Annotated in this window: 17 protein-coding genes; 7 read left to right on the forward strand and 10 right to left on the reverse strand. The window is 67.7% G+C overall.

The genetic code is table 11. The features are described 5' to 3' along the window. Positions 1-12: 12 nt before the first annotated feature. From copD to C265_RS18740, 4 genes are read right to left on the reverse strand one after another with little or no spacing between them, the layout of a single operon-like run. Entirely contained in the window at positions 13-945 is a 933-nt protein-coding gene (copD, locus tag C265_RS18725) for a copper homeostasis membrane protein CopD (protein WP_010810954.1), read from the reverse strand. After that, positions 946-1332, reverse strand: a complete 387-nt coding sequence (gene copC / locus C265_RS18730) for a copper homeostasis periplasmic binding protein CopC (protein ID WP_010810953.1) — start codon at positions 1330-1332, stop codon at positions 946-948. It lies immediately after the preceding gene. A gap of 35 nt (positions 1333-1367) precedes the next feature. Further along, the gene (locus C265_RS18735) at positions 1368-2366 is read right to left on the reverse strand and encodes a copper resistance protein B (RefSeq protein ID WP_010810952.1); all 999 of its coding nucleotides are present in this window, start codon (positions 2364-2366) and stop codon (positions 1368-1370) included. 26 nt (positions 2367-2392) lie between these two features. Further along, positions 2393-4237: a copper resistance system multicopper oxidase gene (locus C265_RS18740; RefSeq protein ID WP_010810951.1), complete on the reverse strand. Its 1845-nt coding sequence runs from the start codon at positions 4235-4237 to the stop codon at positions 2393-2395. A gap of 165 nt (positions 4238-4402) precedes the next feature. Between C265_RS18740 and C265_RS18745 the strand changes: the two genes are divergently transcribed. Next, the gene (locus tag C265_RS18745) at positions 4403-5098 is read left to right on the forward strand and encodes a heavy metal response regulator transcription factor (protein WP_010810950.1); all 696 of its coding nucleotides are present in this window, start codon (positions 4403-4405) and stop codon (positions 5096-5098) included. Next, a complete protein-coding gene (locus C265_RS18750; protein ID WP_010810949.1) occupies positions 5095-6474 on the forward strand; it encodes a heavy metal sensor histidine kinase in 1380 nt (459 codons plus the stop codon). Before C265_RS18745 ends, C265_RS18750 begins: the two co-directional genes overlap by 4 nt. On the opposite strand, the gene C265_RS18755 is transcribed toward C265_RS18750, so the two are convergent. Continuing rightward, entirely contained in the window at positions 6464-7510 is a 1047-nt protein-coding gene (locus tag C265_RS18755) for a LysR family transcriptional regulator (protein WP_010810948.1), read from the reverse strand. The genes C265_RS18750 and C265_RS18755 overlap by 11 nt on opposite strands. A 144-nt stretch (positions 7511-7654) precedes the next feature. Between C265_RS18755 and C265_RS18760 the strand changes: the two genes are divergently transcribed. Continuing rightward, positions 7655-8839 (forward strand): FAD-binding oxidoreductase, encoded by a 1185-nt coding sequence (locus tag C265_RS18760; protein WP_010810947.1) that lies wholly within the window; start codon positions 7655-7657, stop codon positions 8837-8839. Positions 8840-8882: 43 nt separating this feature from the next. Here the strand turns inward: C265_RS18760 and C265_RS18765 are convergent, their stop codons facing one another. Next, positions 8883-9497, reverse strand: coding sequence for a helix-turn-helix domain-containing protein (locus C265_RS18765; RefSeq protein ID WP_010810946.1), 615 nt, complete (start codon positions 9495-9497; stop codon positions 8883-8885). 150 nt (positions 9498-9647) lie between these two features. On the opposite strand from C265_RS18765, the gene glnT reads away from it, so the two are divergent. Genes glnT through C265_RS18785 form a run of 4 tightly spaced genes read left to right on the forward strand, consistent with a single transcriptional unit; the run spans position 9648 to position 14003 of the window. Then, on the forward strand, positions 9648-11042 hold the full coding sequence (gene glnT, locus C265_RS18770; RefSeq protein WP_010810945.1) for a type III glutamate--ammonia ligase: 1395 nt from the start codon (positions 9648-9650) through the stop codon (positions 11040-11042). Positions 11043-11057: 15 nt separating this feature from the next. Beyond that, positions 11058-11966 (forward strand): glutamine amidotransferase, encoded by a 909-nt coding sequence (locus tag C265_RS18775; RefSeq protein ID WP_010810944.1) that lies wholly within the window; start codon positions 11058-11060, stop codon positions 11964-11966. Beyond that, a complete protein-coding gene (locus C265_RS18780; RefSeq protein WP_010810943.1) occupies positions 11954-12646 on the forward strand; it encodes a glutamine amidotransferase in 693 nt (230 codons plus the stop codon). Before C265_RS18775 ends, C265_RS18780 begins: the two co-directional genes overlap by 13 nt. A gap of 1 nt (position 12647) precedes the next feature. Further along, complete coding sequence (locus C265_RS18785; protein WP_010810942.1) at positions 12648-14003, forward strand: FMN-binding glutamate synthase family protein; 1356 nt, start codon at positions 12648-12650, stop codon at positions 14001-14003. 181 nt (positions 14004-14184) lie between these two features. Here the strand turns inward: C265_RS18785 and C265_RS18790 are convergent, their stop codons facing one another. The 4 genes from C265_RS18790 to pelG form a co-directional block, all read right to left on the reverse strand. Further along, positions 14185-16608, reverse strand: a complete 2424-nt coding sequence (locus C265_RS18790) for a CHASE2 domain-containing protein (protein ID WP_010810941.1) — start codon at positions 16606-16608, stop codon at positions 14185-14187. Further along, a complete protein-coding gene (locus C265_RS18795) occupies positions 16583-18274 on the reverse strand; it encodes a FecR domain-containing protein (RefSeq protein ID WP_010810940.1) in 1692 nt (563 codons plus the stop codon). The genes C265_RS18790 and C265_RS18795 overlap by 26 nt, the downstream gene beginning before the upstream one ends. Next, the gene (locus C265_RS18800) at positions 18267-18995 is read right to left on the reverse strand and encodes a response regulator transcription factor (RefSeq protein ID WP_010810939.1); all 729 of its coding nucleotides are present in this window, start codon (positions 18993-18995) and stop codon (positions 18267-18269) included. The genes C265_RS18795 and C265_RS18800 overlap by 8 nt, the downstream gene beginning before the upstream one ends. Positions 18996-19304: 309 nt before the next feature. Continuing rightward, a complete protein-coding gene (gene pelG / locus C265_RS18805; RefSeq protein WP_010810938.1) occupies positions 19305-20675 on the reverse strand; it encodes an exopolysaccharide Pel transporter PelG in 1371 nt (456 codons plus the stop codon). Between the last annotated feature and the right edge of the window lies 1 nt (position 20676).

Here is a 20676-nt window from a genome sequence, read left to right on the forward strand (position 1 = left end):
TGGCCGCGGGACTCACGGCGGCGCCGGAGACAGCATCCCCAGCATGGCTACCAGGGCCATCACCAGCGCGGCGGCACACGCCTCCAGCAGCAGGCTGCGCCGCAACGCCAGCGTCGCCGCCCGATGCTCCCCGGCCTGCACCGCCAACGCCAGCCGCGGGCTCAGGCGGAAGCGGTTCGCGGCAGCCAGGCCAAGCATCGCCACGAACAGCGCGAGTTTTGCGACAAGCAGCCCGCCATAGGACATCGGCGCAAGATCCGGCAGCGCCGGGCCCACGATGAACCAGTAGTTGAGCGCGCCGGTCAGCAGCAGCGTGGCAACAATGATGGTGCCGATACGGGCAAACCCGTTCGAGGTGCGGCTCAGCAGCACCACCGCCGCCCGGTCCGATACCGGCCGCGCCAGCGACAGCAGCACGAACGCGGCCAACGCGCCGACCCAGGCGCCGGCGGCCAGCAGGTGCGCCACGTCGGCGCTCAGGTGGAGATAGCGCAAGGCGCCCTCATGCATCGCGCCGTGGCCGCCCCAGGCCAGCGTCGCCAGCGCAATCCCGCCGAACCCGGCCAGCGCAGTGAAGCGCGCGCCCGGCCGCCTGCGCCAGGACACGCAGGCCAGCACGAACAGCAGCAGGGCCGCCAGGCGCACCGACCACGCCAGCCCGAAATCCGTCCCTGTGACGATCATGGCGAAGACGTGGGCCTGCAACGCGGCGTAGTCGGACTCCCCTGTCATGGCCAGCGCCATCACCACAAGGGCAGCCAGCGAAAGCCCGATGCCGGCGATGGCGCAGCCCAGCGCAAGCGCCTGGCAACGCTTTGCAAAGCGTGAGGCCCGTTCCCCCCGATGCAGCGCATAGGTGCAGAACAGCGGCAGCCCGAACAGCAAGGCCAGGTCGAAATAGAGCGCCAGGCGCAGCCCGGCGGCCACCCAGTCCGGCTGCTGCAATCACTTCACCGTGAAGGCAATCTTGCCGTTGACGGGATGGGTATCGGACGACACCGCCCGCCAGTCCACCCGATAGCTGCCCGGCGGCAGCGGCTGCGTGGGCGTGATCACCATGGTCTTGGGGTCGTCGCTGCCGGAGACTTTCACGGCCATTTTCATCGGCGCATGGTCAGCCATGCCCGGCATGCCGGTCATCACCAGGTTGGCACCGGAAAACTGGGTGACCAGGCTCTCGGAGAACTGCAGTTCGATCTTCTGCGGCGCGGCCACCTCGGCCTTGTCCGCCGGCGTGGACGACACCAGCTTCGGGTGCGCGAAGGCGATGCTGCTGGCCAGCGCGGCGGTTGCGGCAAGCAGGGTCTGGATCAGGGGGCGATTGGCATGCATGGTTGTCTCCGCTTGGGGATGATGAAGTTGTGGTGTCAGAACCAGACCCGGACACCGGCGACGAAACGCGTTTCGCCCGCCTTGCCGCCAGAGGTCCGGATCATGTCGGCGGTATTGCCGAAGGTCTGGTAGCGCTCCACGCCGATATACGGCGCGAACTGCCGGCTGAACTCATAGCGCAGCCGCAGCCCCACGGTGCCGTTGGACAAGCCGCTGCCGATGCCCACCTCCGGGTCGTTCTTGCCATAGAGGTTGGCTTCGATGCGTGGTTGCAGGATCAGGCGCTGCGTCAGCAGCAATTCGTATTCGGCGGACAGCCGCAGCGCGGTGCGGCCGCTGGTGCCGACATAGGCAGTGGCATCGACCTCGAACCAGTACGGCGCCAGCCCCTGCACCCCGAACGCCAGCCAGTTGCGCGCCGGGCGCCCGCTGCCGGTGTCGTTGCGCAGGCCCAGTTGTGTATCCCAGTAGCTGGCCACGGCGTGTCCCCACAGCAGCTCGGTGCGGGCCTCGTGCAGCTTGCCCTTCGACGCTTCGCCCTCGGCCTTGAGCACCAGCTTGTCGTAGCTGTTGCCGAACCACGCCTGCGCTTCATAGGCGGCGGCATTGCTGCCATTGGCGTGGGCCCACTCCAGGCGGTCGACCAGCACTGAGGCGAACAGGTGCTCGTCGGCCATCACCAGCTGGCGTTTGTCGCCCAGCGCGTACTTGCCGACGCCCAGCTGGTAGCCGCCGGAATAGGCATGCGGATCGCGGGCGTCGGGCGGCGCGCTGCCGCCCTGCATCTTCATGTCGCCGTGGTCCATGGCAGGGGCGGCCATGCCCTGCGTGTCCGGCGTCGGCGCACCGCCACCGTCCATGGTCTGGATCCCGTCCTGCTCCATGCCCTGCATCTGCCCATGGTCCATGCCCTGCATGGCGGCCGGGGCATCGTGCTGGTGCGCATGGCCGGCATGCGGGTCCTGCGCCTGGGCTGCGCCGATTGCGGTCAAGGCCAGCGCCACGGCCAGTATCGTCTTCTTGTGCCTGTGCATGGAGATTGCGAATTCAGGTTGAACCATCACGCCACCACCACTTCGCGGAACATGCCCGCATCCATATGCAGCATCAGGTGGCAATGCCAGGCCCAGCGTCCCAGCGCATCGGCGGTGACCAGGAAGCTGATGCGCTGCGCCGGCTGCACCGGGATGGTGTGGCGCCGCGCCTGGAAGCTGCCGTCCGGCGTTTCCAGCTCGCTCCACATGCCATGCAGGTGCATGGGGTGGGTCATCATGGTGTCGTTGTGCAGGATCACGCGCAGCCGTTCGCCGTGCTTGAAGTGGATCGGCGTCGACTTGCCGAACTCGACGCCGTCGAAGGACCAGGTGTAGCGCTCCATATTGCCGGTCAGGTGCAGCTCGACCTCGCGCCCGGGGCCGCGCGCATCCATGGCGCCGCCGATGGTGTGCTGGTCGGCCAGGGTCAGCACGCGCCTGCCGTTGTTGCGCAGGCCGATGCCGGGATCGTCCAGGTTGGTGCGGGCCATGTCGACGCGCATGTCGGTGCCCGGACCGTATTCGGTGCGGGCGTGGCGGGCGGTCTTGCTGGGGACCTTGAGCGGGTCGGCGGCGGCCATGGCGTGCTGGCTGTGGTCCATGCCGGCGTGGTCCATGCCCTGCATCGGCGTGGCGCCGTGCTGCATGCCGCCGTGTCCCGCATGACCGCCATGCCCGCCGTGGCCCGTCATCGCGCCCATCATGTCGGTCATGGTCAGCCATTCGGCCCGGTCTAGCGCGGGCACCGGCGCCGCCAGCCCTTCCCTGACCGCCAGCGTGCCGCGCGCATAGCCGGTACGGTCCATCGATTGCGCGAACAGCGTGTAAGCGTCGTCGCGCGGTTCGACAATCGCATCGCAGGTCTCGCCGGGGCCGAAGCGGAATTCATCGACCGTGACCGGTTCGATATCCTGGCCGTCGACCTGCACCACCCGCAGCTTCAGCCCGGGGATGCGCACGTCATAGAAGGTGTTGCCCGAGCCGTTGATAAAGCGCAGGCGCACGGTCTCGCCGCGCCGGAACAGCCCAGTCCAGTTGCCGGCCGGCGTGACGCCGTTGGCCAGGTGCGTGAGCGTGGCGCTGGACAGGTCGGCCAGGTCGGTCGGGCTCATCCGCATCTGGTTCCACATGCTGCGCTTGTCCAGCGCCTGCTTCAGCCCGTCGCGCGAGACGTCGCGGAAGAAGTCGACCACGGTCGGCTGGTTGTAGTTGTAGTAGTCGCCCTGGACCTTGAGCTTGGTCAGCACCCGCATCGGATCTTCGTCGGTCCAGTCCGACAGCAGCACGGTGTGGTCGCGGTCGGCCCGCACACTTTCCTGGCCCGTGGCCGGATCGATGACGATGCCGCCGTACACACCGGTCATTTCCTGGAAGCCCGAATGCGAGTGGTACCAGTAGCTGCCGGTCTGCGCGACCTTGAAGCGGTAGGTGAAGGTCTGGCCGGGCGGGATGCCGGCAAAGCTGATGCCCGGCACGCCGTCCATCTCAAACGGCAGGATGATGCCGTGCCAGTGGATCGAAGTGGCCTCGCGCAGGCGGTTGGTCACGCGGATGGTGACCGTGTCGCCCTCGCGCCAGCGCAGCGTCGGGCCGGGCAGCATGCCGTTGATGGTGGTGGCAATGGCCGGCTTGCCGGTAAAGTTGACCAGCGACTCGCCGATCACCAGGTCGAACTCGGTGCCGCGCAGGACCGGCGCCGAGCCGGAGCCGGCCGGGGCAGCCTGCCCGGCGCGCTGGCCCGCATGCTGCGCCCACGCGCTGCCGCCGACGCCAGCAAGGCTGGCCACCACGCCGCCGGCAACCAGCCCTTGCACGAAGCGGCGGCGGGGTAAATCGGGCAGCACAAGGCCGGTACTGGGGTGGCGTCGCATGTCATCAGTCCTGGTAGAAAGCATGCCAAGCGTAGCCAAGGCCACCCTACGCACGTCTGACCGGAACATGACATTGCGGTAATCTTCCGGTCATGTTGGCGCCCGCGTTGCCGGCGTAGAGTTGCCGGACCCTGCCCAAAGGGCCGATCGATCAAGGAAAGTGCTGTGAAACTGCTAGTGGTGGAGGACGAGTCCAAGACCGGCGAATACCTGCGCCAGGGGCTGACCGAGGCGGGCTTTGTCGTCGACCTGGTGGCAAACGGGCTGGACGGCCAGCATCTGGCGATGACCGAGCCCTATGACCTGGTCATCCTGGACGTGATGCTGCCGGACGTAGATGGCTGGCGCATCGTGCAGGCGCTGCGCGCGGCGGAGATCGCCGTGCCGGTGCTGTTCCTGACCGCGCGCGACAGCGTGGCCGACCGCGTCAAGGGGCTGGAGCTGGGTGCGGACGACTACCTGGTCAAGCCCTTCGCCTTTTCCGAGCTGCTCGCGCGGGTGCGCACGCTGCTGCGCCGGGGCACGGCGCAGATGGCGCTGGACCGCATCCAGGTGGCCGACCTGGTGCTGGACCTGGGCCGCCGCCGGGCCACGCGCGCCGGGCGCCGCATCACGCTGACCAGCAAGGAGTTCGCCTTGCTGGAACTGCTGGCGCGCCGCCGCGGCGAAGTGCTGCCGCGCTCCTTGATCGCCTCGCAGGTGTGGGACATGAACTTCGACAGCGACAGCAATGTCATCGACGTCGCCATCCGGCGCCTGCGCGCGAAGATCGACGATGAGTTCGAGCCCAAGCTGATCCAGACCGTGCGCGGCATGGGCTATGTGCTGGAAGCCCCCGAGGCAGCGGAGAACGCTGAATGAAGGGCCGGATGTCGCTGACGGCACGGCTCACCATCCTGTTCTCGCTGTCGTCGGCCGCGGTGCTGCTGGGGCTGGGCGTGCTGATCTGGCTGGCAATCGACAACCATTTCGCCGACGAGGACTACGCCGTGCTGGGCGACAACGTGCGGCTGATCCAGAAGATCGCGGGCGAAGGCCCGGCGGCGTCGCTGGCGCAACGCCTGGGCCCGGTGCTGGAACACCATGCCGGCTTCGTCGCCGAGGTGCGCGCCGCGGACGGCAAGCGCCTGTATGCCACGCAGGACTTCGACTTCGGCATGGCCCTGGCCGCCGCCGCGCAACTGCCGGCGCAGCGGCATGCCTTCACTTGGGAACAGGGTGGCCAGACCTACCGCGGCATGCGTGCGCTGGCGCAGGTGCCGCCCGGACAGCCGGGGCCGCTGCAGGTCGTGGTCGGCATGGACACGGCACTGCATGCCCACTTCATGCACGCCTTCCGCCAGTCGCTGGCCTTCTACGCCGCGCTGGCCGCGCTGGCGAGCGGGCTGCTGGGCTGGTGGGCCGCGCGCCGCGGGCTCTCGCCATTGCGCACCATGGCCTCGCGCGCGCGCGCCGTCACCGCGCACAAGCTCGACGAGCGCATGCCGGTCGATGCCGTGCCGGTGGAAATGGCCGACCTGGCCGCGACGCTCAACGCCATGCTGGAACGCCTGCAGCGCGATTTCGCGCGCCTGTCGGAGTTCTCATCGGACCTGGCGCACGAGCTGCGCACGCCGATCACCAACCTGATGACGCAAACCCAGGTGGTACTGTCGCAGCCGCGCGATGCGGACAAGTACCGCGACGTGCTGGCGTCCAACGTGGAAGAGCTGCAGCGGCTGTCGCGCATGGTGTCGGACATGCTCTACCTGGCGAAGATGGAGCACGGCATCACCCTGCCGAACGCCGAGCCGATCGAGGTCGCTGATGAGGTCGCTGCGCTGTTCGATTTCTACGATGCGTTGGCTGAGGACAAGGGTGTGCGCATGGCCGTTCGCGGCAGTGGCCGCATCACCGGAGACCGGCTGATGCTGCGGCGGGCGCTGAGCAACCTGCTGTCGAATGCGCTGCGGCATACGCCGGCGGGCAAGGGCATTGTGGTGGAGATCTTGCCCGCTGCCGAAGGGGTGACGGTGGTCGTCGAGAACGAAGGCGAGACCATCCGACCTGAACTGCTGCCCTCGCTGTTTGACCGGTTCTTCCGCGCGGACAAGTCGCGGGCGCGGCCCGAGTCCGATGGTGCGGGGCTGGGGCTGGGGCTGGCGATCACGCAGGCGATTGTGGCTGCGCATGGCGGGGGCATTGGAGTGGAGTCGGAGGGGGGGCGGACGCGCTTTGTCCTGACGTTCAGGGCATAGGAAGTGAGGGAGACTGCGCCGTGCCAGCGCTGATCGCATCCGCCGGCAACCCAGGCAGCATGGCGCGTATCGCGGGGATGAGCTCCCGCGTGAGCACCGTCCGCGTGATCCGGGCAATGTCTTCGGCGAGGTCGGACCATTCCGCCATTCGGCAAAGCAGGTAAAAATCGCGCTGGCCCAGCCGCGATGGCGGGATCGGCACCAGCTCGACCTGATCCAGCCACACCCGCGATTGCCAGAGGCAAAGGGGCGTGCTGACGGCCCACCCAAGTCCCGCAGCCACCAGGCTCAGCAGCGGATCGGTCGCATCGAACTCGAATCGACGTGCCGCTTCCACGCCGATATGGCGCAGGTATCGCTCGACTTGCTGGCCGATGACCGAGCGCTGCGTGTACCGGATCAGCGGCAGATCGCCGACACGGTCGGCGAGGTCTTGCGCCTTGGACAACGGCAGTACATGGCTGCCTTTGGGAAATACGGCCACCCAGCTTTCGGAAAACAGAAGTCGCTGGGCAATGCGTGCTTCGGCTACCGGCACTTCGGTGCAGATCGCCAGGTCCAGCTCCCGGCCCAGCAGCTGGGCATTCAGGCCCGGGGTCAGGCCAGACCATAGCTGCATTTGCCTGGCAGACCCTGACAGCCCGCGAATCAACGCCGGCCCCAACGTCGCCGCAAAGGAGTCCACACAACCGAGCCGTATCTGGGCGTGGTCCAGCCGCACGCGCTTGCGCAACTCCTCATCCACATGCCGGGCCTCGGCCAGCAGGCGGTCCGCCATCTCCAGCAGGATGTTCCCTGCGCGCGTGGGCCTGGCAGGCCGCACTTCCCTGTCGAACAGCTGGATCCCGTATTCGACTTCGAGTGAGCGGATCATCTGGCTGACCGCGCTTTGGCTGACGCCGAGCCCTTGTGCGGCAAGGGCCATGGAACCGGATTCACAGACAGCCATAAAGACCTGTAGCGCGTGCAGGTCGGGCACGCGCGTGCGGCGCCGGGTCGGGGAAATCGCGGAGGGCATGGGAGCGGACTTGGCCATGGGCTTGCCTGCAACAGGGAGCGGTGTCGGCCACTATAACTTAAGCAAATCTAAATTTTTCTATAAATATCTCTTCAACTAAGGCTCCGGGGCTGCCGTCGCTCCTAGGCTTGCATCCAGTTCTGATCCCACCAGGAAATCTCCATGCAAAGCTACGACGCGATCGTTATCGGAGCCGGCGTGATCGGCAGTTCTGTCGCCTGCCATCTCGCCCGCCAGGGCTGCACTAACGTGCTCGTGCTCGAGCGCATGCAGATCGGTACAGGAACCACCTCCCAATCCAGCGGCATTCTGCGGACGCACTACTCGGTCATCGAGAACGTCCGGCTGGCGCAAGCGTCGTGGCAGGTGTTCAACGACTTTGCCGCTTACCTGGGCGACGAAGAGGCCTCCGCGGGCATGGTCAAGTGCGGCTACCTGATCGCCGCGCCGGATGGTCCCAGGCTGTCCCCGCTGCGTGCCTCGCTGGAAGCCCAGCAGGCACAGGGGATCGAAGTGCGGTTGCTCGATGCAACGGAAGCGCAAAGCCTGCTTCCGATTGCCCGCTTCGACGACGCTGCGCTGATCGGCTACGAGCCGGAAGCCGGCTTTGCCGACGCTTACCTGGTCGCCACCGGCTTTGCGCGGGCGGCACGCCGCCTCGGGGTCAGGATCCTCGAAGGCGTCGGAGTCGAACGGTTGTTGCTCGACGGCGGCAAAGTCGCCGGCGTTGAAACCTCGCGAGGGACCTTCCTCGCCGGCACCGTCATCAGCACCCAGAATATCTGGGCGACCGAAATCGAGCGCTGGACCGGCATCGCCAGCCCGGTCGTCCCCGAGCGCCATGCCGTGCTGGCACTGGAAGCGGCATCGCCCTATACGTTCCAGATGCCGGTGTACAAGGACCTCGGCTCTCCCGGCATGCTGTATTGCCGCAGTTACGGCGGCAGGCAGATGCTGGTCAGCGAGGGCACCGTCGGTGAGACGCTGTCGTCGCCGGACAACGAGCAAGGCGACATCAGCATGAATTACATGGTCGAAGTCGGCGCGCAAGTCGCCGAGCGCTTCCCCACCTATGCGGACGCCGGGATTGCTTCGTCCTGGACCGGCGTCTACGACGTGACGCCCGACTGGAACCCGGTGCTCGGGTGTCTGCCCGAGGTACCGGGTCTCGTGGTGGGTTACGGCTTCTCGGGCCACGGCTTCAAGCTGGCTCCCGCGGTCGGACGCGTGCTGGCCCAGGCAGCGCTGGGCATCGAGACCGAGATTGACATCGCCCCCTATTCCCTGGAGCGCTTCCGCAATGGTGCGCTGCTGACTGGCAAGTACGGTCTCGGCGCGGTGTCCTGAGCCCCGCGTTTGCAGTGCTGCCGATCCGGGTCGCAGGGCACCATCACTCCCCTTGTCGCGGATAGATGGTGATGGACAGGAACCTGATCGGACACCTGGTCAGGCCTACCGGGCCATGCGGTATCGCGCCGGCGAAGGTCAGGGCATCGCCGGGTTCGAGCGTATAGGTTTGCTGTCCGCAGCGATACTCGACCACGCCCTCCAGCATGTACAGGAATTCGGTGCCGGGGTGCTGGAAGGTCGGGTAGCGCTCGGTGTCGTCCTCGATCGTGATCAGGAACGGCTCAAAGGCTTTCACGGGGCCCTGGTCATAGGCCAGCAGATGATAGGTATGACCGCTCCTGGTGCCGCGCCGCACCACCTCCATCCCCGCTCCATGCCTGACATGCTGCGCGGCAGCCGACGCGCCATCGTACTTGCTGAACAGCACCGCCATTGGCACGCCCAGCGCGCGGGCGATACGGGCAAGCGTATCCATGCCGGCCATGGTGCTGCCGGTCTCGATCTTCGACAGCATCCCGCGGCTCAGGCCTGCCTGTTCCGCGACCTGGGCAATCGTCAGCCTTTCCCGCAGCCGCAGTTCGCGAATGACCATGCCCACCGATTCCTCAATGTGGGGCACGTGGGCTTCAAAAGGGGGCTCGGCATGGGTCTTCATGTGGGTCTCTCAGTCATTGACGCACCAGGAGGATGATTCCTTATGGGCACATTTGTTGCTCCACAGGAATCATCGCAGATTTGCGTCCCAGTGAGCAAATCATGCGCCTGGCGCTGCGAGGCGCATTCCAAAGTCGGAAGGAGCCGATCCATGAAGTCAGAGTTGAGTGCGCATCTTGCGGCGCCAGCCGGGGCGCTGACCCCGGCTCCGCGGTTCAACACCGTCGAAGACGCTCAAGACTATCTGCTGGCGCGCGGCGTCAGCTACGTCCTCGCGCAGTTCGTCGATATCCACGGCGTCGCCAAGGCCAAATCGGTGCCAGTGGCGCATCTTGGCTCGGTCCTGGCAGAGGGTGCGGGCTTTGCCGGCTTTGCCATCTGGGGCGTCGGCATTGAACCGCATGGCCCGGACTTCATGGCTCGCGGGGATCTCGACACCATCGGGCTGGTGCCATGGCAGCCGGGCCTGGCCCGGATCGTATGCGAAGGGCATGTCGATGGTGCGCCATGGCAGTACGACAGCCGGGTCGTCCTGAAGCGGCAGATCGCCAGGCTCTCGCAAGGTGGCTACACGCTTTATACCGGCCTCGAGCCTGAGTTTTCGCTGCTGCGCCGTGACGACAAAGGCGGCATCGGTCCGTGCGACCCGAGCGATACGCTGGCCAAGCCTTGCTACGACTACAAGGGGCTGTCGCGCACGCGTACTTTCCTGGAGCGTCTGTCCAACGGACTGCGCGCCGCGGGAATCGATGTCTACCAGATCGACCATGAAGACGCCAACGGGCAATTCGAACTGAATTACACCTTCACCGACTGCCTGACGTCTTGCGACCATTTCATCTTCTTCAAGATGGCGGCATCGGAAATCGCCAACGAGCTGGGCCTGGTGTGCTCCTTCATGCCGAAGCCGTTTGCAAACCGCCCCGGCAACGGCATGCATATGCACATGTCGATCGGCGATGGCCAGCGCAACCTGTTTGCTGACAAGAGCGACCCGCGCGGGCTGGACCTGTCCCAGCTGGCCTATCACTTCCTTGGCGGGCTGCTGGCCCATGCGCCGGCGCTCACGGCGCTTTGCGCGCCCACCGTCAATTCCTACAAGCGGCTCGTGGTGGGCCGTTCCCTCACCGGCGCCACCTGGGCTCCCGCGTATATCAGCTATGGCGACAACAATCGCTCGAGCATGATCCGCATCCCCAAGGGCCGGCTGGAACTGCGGCTGCCCGATGGCGCCGCCAACCCGTATCTCGCCACAGCGGCCGTGATTGCGGCGGGGCTTGACGGCATCGACCGGAAGCTCGATCCCGGCGCACCGCGCAACACCAATCTCTATGAGTGGAGCGAGGCGCAGCTGGCCGAAGCCGGCATCGGCCTGCTACCCCAGAACCTTGGCAGCGCGCTGGATGCCCTCGAAGCCGATGCGCTGATAACCGAGGCACTGGGACCCGTTGCGCAAGAGTTCCTGAAGCTCAAGCGCATGGAGTGGCTCGAATATCAACGGCATGTCTCGGACTGGGAAGTGAAGCAGTACCTGGAATTCTTTTGAAGAAGGAATCACGCTATGTGCGGAATTGTTGCATTGTTAGTCAAGACATCTTCGCTGCGGGAAAAGCTTGGCGAGCTGATGGTGCCCATGCTGATCGGCATGACCGAGCGCGGCCCGGATTCAGCGGGATTGGCGGTGTTCTCGGCGCCTGTGGAAGAACGCCACAGGAAGATCAGCGTCTATGCCGGCTACACCGATGACGGCGAACGCTATGACTGGAATCGCCTGGCCGACGCATTGAATGCGGCCCTCGACGTGCACGCAACCGTGCAGGCACAGGGAAACCATGGCATCGTGACTTTCCGCGGCGGGCCAGAGCGCGTCAAGGACTGGATCGCCGCGAACGACCCCAAGCTGCATGTGTTCTCGACGGGCCGCAGCATCGACCTCTACAAGGACATCGGCACCCCGGCTGAAGTGGCAGCCCGTTACCGCTTCGCCGAACTCCAGGGCAGCCACCTCGTCGGCCATACCCGCATGGCCACCGAATCTGCCGTCACGCCCGATCGCGCACACCCGTTCACCGCCGGCGAGGACTTTTGCCTGGTGCATAACGGCTCCCTGTCGAATCCCAACGGCATCCGGCGCATGCTGGCGCCCCATGGCATCCACTTCGACACCGACAACGACACCGAGGCGGCAACGCGTTTCCTGGAATGGCGGCTGCGCGAAGGCGACACGCTAGAGCAGGCGCTGCAGGCAGGCTTTGATGTCCTGGATGGCTTCTACACCTTCCTGATGGGAACGCCCACGGAACTGGCGCTGATCCGCGACCCCTTCGCCTGCAAGCCCGCGGTAGTGGCCGAAACCGACGACTACGTCGCGATCGCGTCGGAATTCCGCTCGCTGGCCCACCTGCCCGGCGTCAGGCACGCCCATGTTTTCGAACCAGCACCCGAGGAGATGTACGTATGGAAAGCGTGAAATTTGACCTCGCGGTCACGCCGCTGCGCGAAGTCAACCAGTACCTGCACAAGGACGTGCCTGCGCAAGGCGGCTTGCGCGTGCAGATCGACAACCCGAACGGCGCGCACGCGATCGCCGCCGGATTGAATGCGCCTGTCGACGTGGTCATCGAAGGCCATGCCGGCTACTACGCCGCCGGGATGAATCAAGGCGCCACCGTGACCATCAACGGCAGCGCCGGAACCGGCGTCGCCGAGAACATGATGAGCGGCAAGGTCCACGTCAAGGGCTTCGCCTCCAACGCCGCAGGCGCCACTGCCCACGGCGGGCTGCTGGTGATCGACGGCGATGCCGGCCTGCGTTGCGCGATTTCGCTGAAGGGCGCCGATATCGTCGTCGGCGGTTCCGTCGGCAGCTTCTCGGCGTTCATGGCGCAAGCGGGCAACCTGGTGGTGCTCGGCGACGCCGGCGAAGCGCTGGGCGACTCGCTCTACGAAGCCGCCATCTATGTGCGTGGCAAGGTGAAGAGCCTGGGCGCCGATTGCGAAGAGAAGACCATGGGCCCGCGCGAACGCGTGGTGCTGGCCGGCCTGCTCCACCGCGCCGGCCATGTGGATGTCGACCCGTCGTCGTTCAAGCTGTACGGGTCTGCCCGCACGCTCTACAACTTCCATGTCGATAACGCAGGAGCCTATTGATATGAATGCCCCGACCCAACTGCAGGACCTGGCATCAAGTTCCACCCAGACTCCACCGCGCTATTCCGCGACGTTCGACCCGGCTACCCTGGCCGAAATCCGGCGCGCCGCGGCCACCGGCATCTACGATATCCGTGGCGGCGGCGCCAAGCGCAAGCTGCCGCATTTCGATGACTTGCTGTTCCTGGGCGCCTCGGTCAGCCGCTATCCGCTGGAAGGCTACCGGGAGAAGTGCGGAACCGACGTCGTCCTGGGAACGCGCTACGCCAAAAAGCCGATTCACCTGAAGACGCCGGTCACCATTGCCGGCATGAGCTTCGGCGCGCTGTCCGCCCAGGCCAAGGAGGCACTGGGACGCGGCGCCACCATCGCCGGCACGAGCACGACCACGGGCGACGGAGGCATGACACCGGAGGAGCGCGGCCAGTCGCAGACGCTGGTGTACCAGTACCTGCCCTCACGCTACGGCATGAACCCCGACGACCTGCGCAAGGCTGACGCCATCGAAGTCGTGATCGGACAGGGCGCGAAACCCGGTGGCGGCGGCATGCTGCTGGGACAGAAGATCAGCGCGCGCGTGGCAAGGATGCGATGCCTTCCCGAAGGCATCGATCAACGCTCGGCATGCCGGCATCCGGACTGGACCGGCCCCGACGACCTCGAGATCAAGATCCTCGAACTGCGGGAAATTACCGACTGGGAGAAACCCATCTACGTCAAGGTTGGCGCCACCCGCCCCTACTATGACGTGGCCCTGGCGGTCAAAGCCGGCGCCGATGTGGTGGTGCTCGATGGCATGCAGGGTGGCACCGCCGCGACGCAGGAAGTGTTCATCGAGCACGTGGGCATCCCCATCCTCGCGGCCATCCGGCCCGCGGTGAAGGCGCTTCAGGACCTGGGCATGCATCGCAAGGTTCAGCTGATTGTCTCGGGCGGCATTCGCAACGGCGCGGACGTCGCCAAGGCCCTCGCCCTTGGAGCAGATGCCGTTGCCATCGGCACGGCTGCACTGGTCGCGCTGGGGGACAACGACCCGCGCCATGCCGGCGAGTACCACAAGCTCGGGACCGTTCCGGGCGCTTACGACGACTGGCATGAGGGCAAGGATCCCGCAGGCATTACCACGCAGGATCCGGAACTGGCTTCTCGCCTGGATCCGGTACAGGCCGGGCGGCGCCTGGCAAACTACTTGTCGGTCATGACGATGGAAGCGCAGATCATCGCGCGTGCCTGCGGCAAGTCGCACCTGCATAACCTGGAGCCCGAAGACCTCGTTGCACTGACCATCGAGGCGGCGGCGATGACACAGGTGCCGCTTGCCGGGACCGCGTGGGTGCCCGGGCAAGGTGGGTACTGAGTTCAAGTGGCACCCAAAAAAGCCGCCCACGCCAGTTACGGCCATTGGGGGAGCTGGCGTGGGCGCGAAGACCGCCGGATGCGGCTCCAGCGGCGATACGATGCTACGCAAATCCGCCTGTGGCGACTGCCAACAATTGTGTCGGCGGCCGTAACGTGGCTTGCGGCCATTGCTGTGCCGCTCAGGCCACAGGCAATTCGATGCGGAACACCGCCCCCGCCCCAGCCGCACTGCGCACGCTGGCCTTGCCACCATGCCGCTCGGCCACGGCACGCACCAGCACCAGCCCCAGACCCGTGCCTTCCGGCGCGCCCTGCTGCCCCTCATGCAAGCGCGCGAACGGTTCGAACAATCGTGCCTGGTCGGCCTCGGCAATCCCCGGCCCATGGTCCTGCACGGCAACGACAAAGCTGCCCGGCTCACGCGTGAGCGAGACCGTCACGGTCCCCGCTTGCGGGCTGAACTTGATCGCATTGCTGACCAGGTTGGCGATGGCGCGCGCCAGCAGCGTCGGTTCACCCTGCAGCACCGCGGGCTCGTCAGGCAGGTCGATCTGCAGCGTCACGTCGCGGGCATTGGCCAGCGCCCAGAGCTGGTCCGTCGCATCCAGCACCAGGCCACCCAATTCCACTTCCATGAACGCCAGGGTCTTCGACTCCGCGCGCGCCACGCTGATAAAGTCGTCGGCCAGCGTCATCGTGCGGCGTGCATGGGCGGCGATGCGTGCCAGCACGCCGCTGTCCGTGGCGACGTCGCCGGCGGCTGCCCCATCGCGCCGCGCGCGGCGCTCATGCAGCTCGATCAAGGCCAGGATCGATGCCTGCGGCGAGCGCATGTCGTGCGACAGGAAGCGCAGCATCTGCTCGCGCTGGCGCTCGGCAATGCGGATCGCGGTGATGTCGATCACGCTGACGATCAGGCCGGCCACGGCGCCGGCCTCGGCGTGCAGCGGCGCGCCATGCAGCAGGTAGCGGCGGTCGCCGCGCCCGGCCACCTCGATGCCGCCGTCGGGAACCGGGACCGGAGCGATGCGGGCGCCGGCGTGGCGGTCGTGCAGCGACTGCCAGTACGCCAGGGCCGGTGCCGGCACGGGAAAGATTGCCTCGATCAGCGCGCGGATGGCGGCCCGCGGCGGCCCGGCCGCGCCCGGCGCATGAGCGGGCTCGCCGTCCAGCACCGCGGGCGCCAGCGCCACGCAGCGCCGGTTGGCCAGCATCACGCCGCCATCCAGGTCGCAGATCGCGGTGGCATCGGGCAGGCTTTCCAGGCCATCGGACAGGAAGCGGCGCGTGCCGCGCAGTTGCGCGCTCATGCTGTAGACGGCGCGCATGCGGCTGTCGAGCGTGGCGCCGGTATGGCGCGGCGCGGCAATCAGGCCGGGTTCGCGTTCCAGCCGCGCCAGTTCGTCGGTAAGGAAGCGCAGGGCCGCCTCCTGGCGCAACCAGCTCCACAGCGGGTAGAACAGCACGCAGCCCAGCGCCGCGGCGGCGGGTGCAAACCATAGCCGCGCCAGCGCCAGCAGCAACAGCGAGCCGCCCAGCAGGGCCGCCAGCAGCAGCCCGGTGGCCACCAGCGCGCCGCGCGGGGGCAGGCGCAGCGCGGCCAGTGCGGCCAGCAGCACCGCCAGCAGCGTGCCGCCGACCTGCCACGCGCGCGGCACCGCCACAATGGCATCGCCGTCGGTCAGCGCCTGCACGGTATTGGCCAGGATCTCCACCCCGCTCATGCCGCGGCCATCGCGCGACACCGGCGTCGGCAGCACGTCGCCCATGCCGGTGGCGAGCGCGCCGATCAGCACGGCCTTGCCGGCAAAGATGGCGGGGTTGGCGCGGCCATCCAGCACGTCGCGCGCCGACACGCGGGCAAAGGTGCCGGGCGGGCCGGCATACGGGATACGCAGGCGGCCGCTGCGCTCCCAGCCGTTGGCTTCGGTGATCCGGGCCGGCTCCTGGCGCGCGATGCCGGGCGGCTCGGCGGCGCGACCGAACGCCGCCATCACCGCGGCCAGGTGCGGCACGCCGGCGGCGGCCACCGGATGGGGCCCTTCGCTCAGATAGACCTGGCGCGCCACGCCATCGGTATCGACCACCATGTTGATATGGCCCACCGCGGCGCCCAGCCCGGCCAGCGGGTAGCGCACCAGCATGCCGGCGGGGCCGGATTCGGCCACCACCGGCAGCACCACGTTGCCGGCCCGGGCCAGGCTGCGGGCCAGCACGGCGTCGTCTTGCGGATAGCGGGTGTCGCGCTCGGACAGGATCACGTCCACGCCGATCACGCGCGGCCGGCCGGCGGCGATGCGCTCGACCAGCTGCGCCAGCACCGCGCGGCGCCACGGCCAGCGGCCGATGGCGGTGATGCTGGCGTCATCGATGCCGACGATGACGATGTCGTCGCGGGCCGGATGGTGCTGGGCGCTGATGGCGATGTCGTAGGCGGCCAGGTCGGCGCGCTCGGCCCAGCCCTGGCGCGCGGCCAGCACCACCAGGGCCAGCACGGCAGCAAGCAGCAGGCACCATTCGATCAGCGTGCGCTGCCCGAAAGCGTGCCCGGGCGCGGCCGGTGCCGGGCCTGGCGCGTCAGTTGAGCCGGATGCGGCCACCACCGTCTGGCCGGTCGCCCGACCCGATTGCGCCGCCCTGCGAGTCGCGCAGGAGGGCATTGACTTCAATGCGCTGCGGCGCGGAGAACGCCGCCGGGTCAGGTGTCACCCCCGGCGCCGCACGTGCCACGCGGATGAAATAGACGCCGGGCGCGGGGCGCGGCAGGTCAATGGCATTGGTGGTGGTGTGCTCGTCGGCCAGCAGCGTGGCAAAGCCGGCATCGGCCGACACCTGGACCCGGTAGCCCGCGCCGGCGCCGCTGCCCTCGGGCCAGCCGATATGCAGCGCGCCGCCGTCGTCCTGCAGGGTCGGCACGGGCGGCTTGGGTTCGACGCTGAACGGGACCGTGTCCGACCACGGGCCCGGCCGGCCCGCCGCATCGACGCTGCGCACGCGCCACCACCAGCGGCCCGGCACCAGCGCTTGCGTGGCGGCGGGCTCGGAGGCCGCCTGCACCACGGCATCGCGCGTAAAGGCCGAATCGGCGGCCAGCGCCAGTTCGTAGCGCGCCGCGCTCGGCACGGTGGCCCATTCGAAGGCGACGGCTTCGGCATAGCGCACCGCATCGGCGGCAGGCTGCTGCGTGAACGGCGCCGGCGGGTTCAGCCGCACCGACACCGGTGCCTGGGCGTCATGGCCGGTCAGCTGGTGCTTGTCGATGGCACTGACGCTCAGGTACAGCGTGCCCTCGGGCAGGCCGTCGACGCGCGCGGTCGTGGCAGTGGCGCCACTGGCGGTGCCGGTCCAGACCAGTTCGCTCAGCGCCGCATCGCGCGCCACCAGCACGCGGTAGGCGGTGGCGCCCGGCACCGGCTGCCAGGCGGCCTCGAAGGACGGGCCCAGCACGGTATCGGCCGGGGGCAGCAGGGCCGGCGCCGGCAGCAGCGCCACCGGCTGCGACAGCTTGCCGCCGGCCGACACGCCGATGCCATAGCCGGCACCGACCGAAGCCGCCGCGGTCATGGCACGCTCTGCTGCCGGCCTGGCGCGGGCACCCCGCGCCGCACTGACGCCGACGCGCCCTTCCAGCACCTCGCTGCGGCTTCCTGCCGTGTCGGCCGAGACCCGGTAGCGGGTGCCGCGCACGCCGGTCACCATCATCGGCGTATGCAGCTCGAAGCGCCCGACGCCGCCGCCCTGCGGTGCCACGCGCGTATCGGCGGCACCCTTCTCGATGCGGATCACGGTGTCGGTCAGGCCGCTGCGCGCGAACATGCGCAGCCGGCTGACCGAGAGCGTGGTGGCCGGCGGCACCGTGACGCGGCTGCGGTCCGGCAACTCCAGCGTGACCGAGCCGCCCGCGGGGGTCTCGATGCGCGTGGTTTCGTCCAGCGTCATGCCGGCCTGCACCGGCCGGCCATTGGCGCGGACCGCGCCGGCCACATGGACCACACGCGCCGACGCGGCCTGCTCGGGAATCTGGCTGAGCGGGATGCGCAGGCGCGAGCCGGGCACCAGCCGGTACGGATCGGCCACGCCGTTCAGGCGCTGCAGCGTGCGCCACCCCTGCTCGGACGCCATGTAGCGCGAGGCCAGGCCGATCAGCGTATCGCCCGGCTCCACCAGGTAGATAAAATCGGCGCCTTCCGCGCCCGCGGGCCCGGCGTGCGCCGGAACCGCCATGCCGGCCAGCAGGGCCAGCGCGGCACCACCGATCACCTTACGCATCCGCCCCGGCCTCATCCGCCTCCACATCTGCCGCGGAAGCCTCTTCAAAGCGATAGCCGTGCGAGTACACGGAGGTCAGCCGCACGCCGTTCTCGGGGCGCAGCGCCAGCTTGAGGCGCAGCCGCGAGATATGCGTATCCAGCGTGCGCGAGCCCGCGCCCATGGCGCGGCCCCAGACGGCCTGCTCCATCACCTCGCGCGCCAGCAGGCGCCCGGTATTGCGGAACAGGAACAGGGCCAGCTCATATTCTCGCGGGGACAGCAGCGCCGGCTCGCCGCCGACGGTGATGGTGCGCGCGTGGGTATCGACGATGTAGTTGCCGCGCCGGATCAGCTCCACTTCCTGCGCCGCCTCGGGGTAGGCGCGGCGCAGCAGCGAACGCACGCGGGCGATCAGCTCGCCGGCGCGGATGGGCTTGAGCATGTAGTCGTCGGCGCCCACGGTGAGGCCGTCGACGATGTCGGATTCGGCGGTGCGGCTGGTGACGAACAGGATCGGCGGCATATTGCCGGACTTCTGCCGCACCCAGCTGACCAGCTCATAGCCGCTGGTGCCCGGCAACTGCCAGTCGACCAGCAACAGGTCATAGGCGCGCTCGCGCAGCGCGCGCAGAAAGTCCGCGCCGTTGGCGTAGGACTCGCACTCGAAGCCGGCTTCGCTCAATATCTGCCGGATCAGTTCGGCCTGATCCGGATCATCCTCCACGGAGGCAATTCGCATACCTCTACATCCTTCTGCCAGCTTCCGACTGCAACTGCGGTCTCTGCCACGGCATGTCGACGGCTCGGCCGGCAAGTCATTCCTCATATTCACCCCCAGGGGGCGCGGCCGTCGATCTGATCCGACGGGCCAGGCCGAAGCCCGCCGGCTGCCGCCATGTTACCCAATCGCAGGCCCTTCCGTCGAGATGCCCCGACGAGGGGTGGCGGCGGCAACTGCGCCGATCCCTCCGCGATCGTCTTTCGATCTGCATCATCCTTGCCGCCATCGCGCCGCCCGGGGAGCCGGCCGGCGCGGCCCCGGCAGGGCCTATTGCAGCATGTAGGTCTCGTACTCCAGCCGGTCCAGCTTGCGGTCCAGCAGGTACAGCGCCAGCGCCACCACCACCAGCAGCGACACCGCAAAGCCGTAGCCGTACCAGGCCGGCCCCAGGTGCAGCGTCAGCAGCGTCAGCGCGAAGTTCAGCACCACGAAGGTCGCGGTCAGCAGCAGCACCTCGCGGCGGCGGTCCAGGTAGAAGTAGATGTTGAGCACCCCCAGCAGCACCACCTGCAGGCTGGCGCCGATCACGTCCACGTACAGCAGCGGCAGGTACAGCTCGGAAATGCCCAGCAGCCGCAGCACCCACACGCCCACCGCGAACAGCAGCAGCGCGGCGATGGCCTGCACCTTGACGATCTCGTACAAACCCAGCCGGATGGTCTGGACCATGGTGTTGCGCATGTCCTCGATATGCTCGAGCGAGCTGCCGCCGCGCACCGCGTTGTAGAACGCGTCGTAGTACTCGACGAAATCGGTCTCGATGCGCACCAGGAACACCGCCATGCCCGGGATGATTGCCAGGTAGGCCAGGAACACCGGGATGTCGTAGATGATCGACGCATGCAGCGGCCCGATCACCTGCTGCCCGGTGGAGGGCGCGTACCAGAACATGAACTTGTCGATCCAGATGCCCAGGTTGTAGAGCAGGCCGATCGCCACCAGGCTGGGGTAGGCATGGCGGCGCTGGAACACCTCGAACGACATGAACTGGCGGCTGGTGTAGTTGCGGTAGATCAGCGTCACCATGCCGGTCAGCAGGCACAGCTGGCCGGCGGCGAAACCGCCCAGCAGCCCTTCCAGCCCGTGGCCGCGCAGCACCAGCGCGGCGCCGACCGAGATCGCGTAGCCCAGCAGGAAGGTCCACACGATGGCCTTGTACTGCTTCATGCTCGACAGGAAGATCGCGGCAATCCAGATATTGCTCAGCACCACGAAGCCCGCCACCATCAGCAGCCGGTACAGCACCGACTGCTCGCCGAAGCTGAATACCGCGCACGCCACGCCGATGCCGCCCGACAGCACCGTCGCCAGCAGCGCCACCGCGTGGTAGTTGCTCAGGACCAGGTGGTCGCGCTTCTCGAACAACCGGTCCGAGGTGAAGCGCGTGAACGCCAGCTGCATCGGCCCGGTCAGGATCAGGCTGCCGGCGATCAGGTAGGTCACCGACACCTGGAACTGCGTGATCAGCGAGCCCGGCACCACGAAGGGCAGGCTCAGCATGCCGATCAGCAGGATGCCGACGATCGACAGGATCCATGGCCCGGAGCTGATGATGCCGGCATACGCGTAGGCGCTCAGCATGCCCGACAGGTTGTCCCGCCGCAGCATCTTGCGCAGCTCGAATCCAATGCCAGCCATG

This window comes from Cupriavidus sp. GA3-3, from assembly GCF_000389805.1.
GTDB lineage: Bacteria > Pseudomonadota > Gammaproteobacteria > Burkholderiales > Burkholderiaceae > Cupriavidus > Cupriavidus necator_D.

What these genes read in the sequence shown, in the direction of transcription:
- C265_RS18740 (WP_010810951.1), bottom strand. Translation starts at nt 4,237, where the DNA reads ATGCGACGCCACCCCAGTACCGGCCTTGTGCTGCCCGATTTACCCCGC.
- C265_RS18760 (WP_010810947.1), top strand. Translation starts at nt 7,655, where the DNA reads ATGCAAAGCTACGACGCGATCGTTATCGGAGCCGGCGTGATCGGCAGT.
- glnT (WP_010810945.1), top strand. Translation starts at nt 9,648, where the DNA reads ATGAAGTCAGAGTTGAGTGCGCATCTTGCGGCGCCAGCCGGGGCGCTG.
- C265_RS18800 (WP_010810939.1), bottom strand. Translation starts at nt 18,995, where the DNA reads ATGCGAATTGCCTCCGTGGAGGATGATCCGGATCAGGCCGAACTGATC.
- C265_RS18780 (WP_010810943.1), top strand. Translation starts at nt 11,954, where the DNA reads ATGGAAAGCGTGAAATTTGACCTCGCGGTCACGCCGCTGCGCGAAGTC.
- C265_RS18765 (WP_010810946.1), bottom strand. Translation starts at nt 9,497, where the DNA reads ATGAAGACCCATGCCGAGCCCCCTTTTGAAGCCCACGTGCCCCACATT.
- C265_RS18750 (WP_010810949.1), top strand. Translation starts at nt 5,095, where the DNA reads ATGAAGGGCCGGATGTCGCTGACGGCACGGCTCACCATCCTGTTCTCG.
- C265_RS18785 (WP_010810942.1), top strand. Translation starts at nt 12,648, where the DNA reads ATGAATGCCCCGACCCAACTGCAGGACCTGGCATCAAGTTCCACCCAG.
- C265_RS18795 (WP_010810940.1), bottom strand. Translation starts at nt 18,274, where the DNA reads ATGCGTAAGGTGATCGGTGGTGCCGCGCTGGCCCTGCTGGCCGGCATG.
- pelG (WP_010810938.1), bottom strand. Translation starts at nt 20,675, where the DNA reads ATGGCTGGCATTGGATTCGAGCTGCGCAAGATGCTGCGGCGGGACAAC.
- C265_RS18755 (WP_010810948.1), bottom strand. Translation starts at nt 7,510, where the DNA reads ATGGCCAAGTCCGCTCCCATGCCCTCCGCGATTTCCCCGACCCGGCGC.
- copC (WP_010810953.1), bottom strand. Translation starts at nt 1,332, where the DNA reads ATGCATGCCAATCGCCCCCTGATCCAGACCCTGCTTGCCGCAACCGCC.
- C265_RS18735 (WP_010810952.1), bottom strand. Translation starts at nt 2,366, where the DNA reads ATGCACAGGCACAAGAAGACGATACTGGCCGTGGCGCTGGCCTTGACC.
- C265_RS18775 (WP_010810944.1), top strand. Translation starts at nt 11,058, where the DNA reads ATGTGCGGAATTGTTGCATTGTTAGTCAAGACATCTTCGCTGCGGGAA.